This window comes from Streptomyces sp. NPDC003042, assembly GCF_053591315.1.
Window position 1 is genome coordinate 1 of the sequence record NZ_JBSFTP010000167.1, and the last position, 3,134, is coordinate 3,134.

A 3,134-nucleotide genomic window follows, 5' to 3' on the forward strand; every position below is an offset into this window, starting at 1 on the left:
GACTCTATCAGACTCTTTCGTGTCCGATTTCCTCGGTGCTTTCCAGGTGCTTCGCTTTCGCGTTTTCCCTTTCCGGCGAGTCCGACTCTATCAGAGGTTTTCCACCGGATTTAACCGGCTCGGTCTCGAATGAAGAGTCGAATGTGCGCCCATGGAATTCAATTCCTGGGGGCGCGAGAGAGATGTCAACCAGCCGCCGGAGGTGTCCCCTCCAGGCAACCGTTAAAATCTACCTCCCCACAGCGGCTGTGTCAACAGCTTCTGCGGAACGACCAGGAGACTAGCAGCTCCGTCGGCCCTCGCGCACATCATGCTGCCGTCGGCAGCGTCGCCGTCTGGTCGGCTGCCTCCACGTCGCCCACCTCGCCCGCCCGGGAGGCGCGGCCGCCCAGGACGTAGACGTAGACGAGGAAGACGGCCTCTGCGACGACGCCGATCGCGATCCGGGCCCAGGTCGGGAGGCCGGACGGGGTCACGAAGCCCTCGATGACGCCGGAGACGAACAGCACCGCCGCCAGGCCGATGGCCATGCCGAGAGCGGCGCGGCCCTGTTCCGCGAGGGCTGTCCGGCGGGTGCGGGGGCCGGGGTCGATGACCGTCCAGCCCAGCCGCAGGCCCGTGCCGGCGGCGACGAACACAGCCGTCAGTTCGAGGAGGCCGTGCGGGAGGATCAGGCCGAGGAAGACGTCGAGACGGCCGGCCGAGGTCATCAGGCCGAGGCCGACGCCGAGGTTGGCCATGTTCAGGAAGAGGATCCAGAGCACCGGCAGACCCAGGAACGCGCCCAGGACCAGGCAGACCGCCGCCGCCTGGGCGTTGTTCGTCCAGACCTGGGCGGCGAAGGAGGCCGCCGGGTGGCTGGAGTAGTACGTCTCGTACTCACCGCCCGGCTTGGTGAGCGCCTTGAGCTCCGCCGGGGCGCCGATGGCGGCCTGGACCTCCGGGTGGGTGGCTATCCACCAGCCGATGAGCACGCCGAGCGCCGTCGAGAGCAGGGCGGTGGGTATCCACCAGCGGCGGCTGCGGTAGACGGCGGCCGGGAAGCCCTCGGTGAAGAAGCGGGCGGCGTCGCGCCAGCCGGCGCGGCGGGTTCCCGTCACCGTGGCGCGGGCGCGGGCGACGAGCTGGGTGAGGCGGCCCGTGAGCATCGGGTCGGGCGCGCTCGACTGGATCAGGGAGAGGTGGGTGGAGGTGCGCTGGTAGAGAGCGACGAGTTCGTCGGCCTCCGCCCCGGTGAGCCGCCGGCCGCGGCCGAGGAGCTGCTCCAGGCGGGCCCATTGCGCCTGGTGGGCCGCCACGAAGACGTCGAGATCCATCCGGTTACCGCTCCCCTGCCCCAGGCCGCCTGATTCGGCTTACTTCTCCTGTGGTCAGCTTGGCAGACTGGAACGCACAGGGGCGGGTCAGGTCGGGGAAAGGTGCACTCGGTGAGTGATCTGGTGACGGGCGACGCGGTCGTCCTGGGCTTGCGGCCGGCGAGACTGCCGAGCCGGGCCTTGGCGATCCTGCTCGACCTGGCCGTGTACGTCGGCGGCTACCTGGTCGTCTCCATCGGACTGACCGTCGCGTCGGCCGATCTGGACGAGGCCGCCCAGGCCGCCGTGACGGTGGCGAGCGTCCTGCTGGTGCTGGTCGGCGTGCCGATAGCCGTGGAGACGCTGACCCATGGACGTTCGCTGGGCAAGCTCGCCTGCGGGCTGCGAGTGGTGCGGGAGGACGGCGGGCCGATCCGGTTCCGGCACGCGCTGGTGCGCGGGGCGATGGGGGTCGTGGAGCTGCTGCTGACCGTCGGGACCGTGGCCTGCATCGCCTCGCTGGTGTCGGAGCGCGGGCGGCGGCTCGGGGACGTGTTCGCGGGGACGCTGGTGATCCGGGAGCGGGTGCCGGGGGCGCGGGTGATGCCGGTGCCTCCGCCGCCGCCGTGGCTGGCCGGGCGGTTCACCGGGCTGGATCTCTCGGCGGTGCCGGACGGGCTGTGGCTGGCGATACGCCAGTACCTGACGCGAATGAACCAGCTCGACCCGCAGACGGGCGCCGCGATGGCGGCGCGGCTCGCGGACGACGTGGTGACGCGGACCGGGACGCCGCCGCCGGCCGGGGTGCCGGCCGCCGCGTTCCTGATGGCCGTGGTGCACGAGCGGCAGTCGCGGGATGCGGCCCGGGCGTTCAGGGCCGCCGCGCCCGGGCCGGCTCCCGTCGTCGCCCCGGCGCCTCCGGTCGTGGCTCCGGCCCCGGCTCCGACCCAGGCCCCGGCCCCGGCCCCGGCTGCCGCTCCGGTCCGGGTGGCGCCCGTAGAGGTGCCTCGTGGGACCGGGTTCGCTCCGCCGGCCTGAACGGTGTCAGTCCTCGAAGACCGAGGGCGGGGTCTCCAGGTGTTCGAGCTCGATGCCTGGGGCCGAGAGGACCACGTCGCCGGCGATGTGGATCGTATGGACCTCGCCGGTGTCCAGTGCGCTGACCCGGTACTCGTCCACCAGGAGCGGGCCGCCGTCCGTGGGGTGCGCGGTGCGTGAGAGCAGGGCCCAGGCCTGGTCGACCGTACGGGCGGCCAGGACCGGGTCGGTGAGGGCGAGGAGCCGGACGCGGGTGGCGGGGGCGCCCGGAGTGAGGCGCAGCAGGCGGGCCGTCGCGACGAGGAAGGCCGGGGAGGTGCCGGTGAAGCCGGGGGCCTGGACGTTGCCCTCGGTGGCTTCGGTGCCCGTGGGATCCGTGCGGACCCAGGTGACTCCGTCGATGGCGGCGCCGCGGACCTGCCAGCTGGAGGCGTTCAGTTCGAGGCGGATGGGGCGGCCGAGTTCGTCGATGGCCAGGTCGACCGAACCGCGGTGATCGCCGTTCGGGGCGGTCAGCTGGGAGACGTAGCGCCATCCGGAGGGGCCGGGGGCGCAGTGGAAGTGCTCCTCGCCGAGAGGGGTGTGGTCGTGCGGGTCGTGGAGCGAATAACGGCCGCGTGGCATGGCGAACACATTCCGGTGGGGGATCAAGGGGCAGGCCCCCGGCTGAGGTGCCGGGGGCCTGCTTTCACGTACGGCTGCCGATGATCAGTAGCGGTAGTGGTCCGGCTTGTACGGGCCCTCGACCTGGACGCCGATGTAGGCGGCCTGCTCGGGGCGCAGGGTGGTGAGCCTGACGCC

The 3,134-nt window shown here is 72.0% G+C and carries 4 protein-coding genes; 1 reads left to right on the plus strand and 3 read right to left on the minus strand.

The features are described from left to right. Nucleotides 1–308: 308 nt before the first annotated feature. Entirely contained in the window at nucleotides 309–1,316 is a 1,008-nt protein-coding gene (locus ACWDYJ_RS36045; RefSeq protein ID WP_451569826.1) for a stage II sporulation protein M, read from the minus strand. A gap of 111 nt (nucleotides 1,317–1,427) precedes the next feature. Between ACWDYJ_RS36045 and ACWDYJ_RS36050 the strand changes: the two genes are divergently transcribed. Then, on the plus strand, nucleotides 1,428–2,333 hold the full coding sequence (locus ACWDYJ_RS36050; protein WP_451569827.1) for an RDD family protein: 906 nt from the start codon (nucleotides 1,428–1,430) through the stop codon (nucleotides 2,331–2,333). A gap of 6 nt (nucleotides 2,334–2,339) precedes the next feature. On the opposite strand, the gene ACWDYJ_RS36055 is transcribed toward ACWDYJ_RS36050, so the two are convergent. Together ACWDYJ_RS36055 and ACWDYJ_RS36060 are read right to left on the minus strand one after the other, a co-directional pair. Beyond that, nucleotides 2,340–2,957 (minus strand): hypothetical protein, encoded by a 618-nt coding sequence (locus ACWDYJ_RS36055; RefSeq protein WP_451569828.1) that lies wholly within the window; start codon nucleotides 2,955–2,957, stop codon nucleotides 2,340–2,342. Between the two features lie 84 nt (nucleotides 2,958–3,041). Then, a partial coding sequence (locus tag ACWDYJ_RS36060; RefSeq protein WP_383577983.1) for an adenosylhomocysteinase occupies nucleotides 3,042–3,134 on the minus strand: 93 nt, incomplete at its 5' end.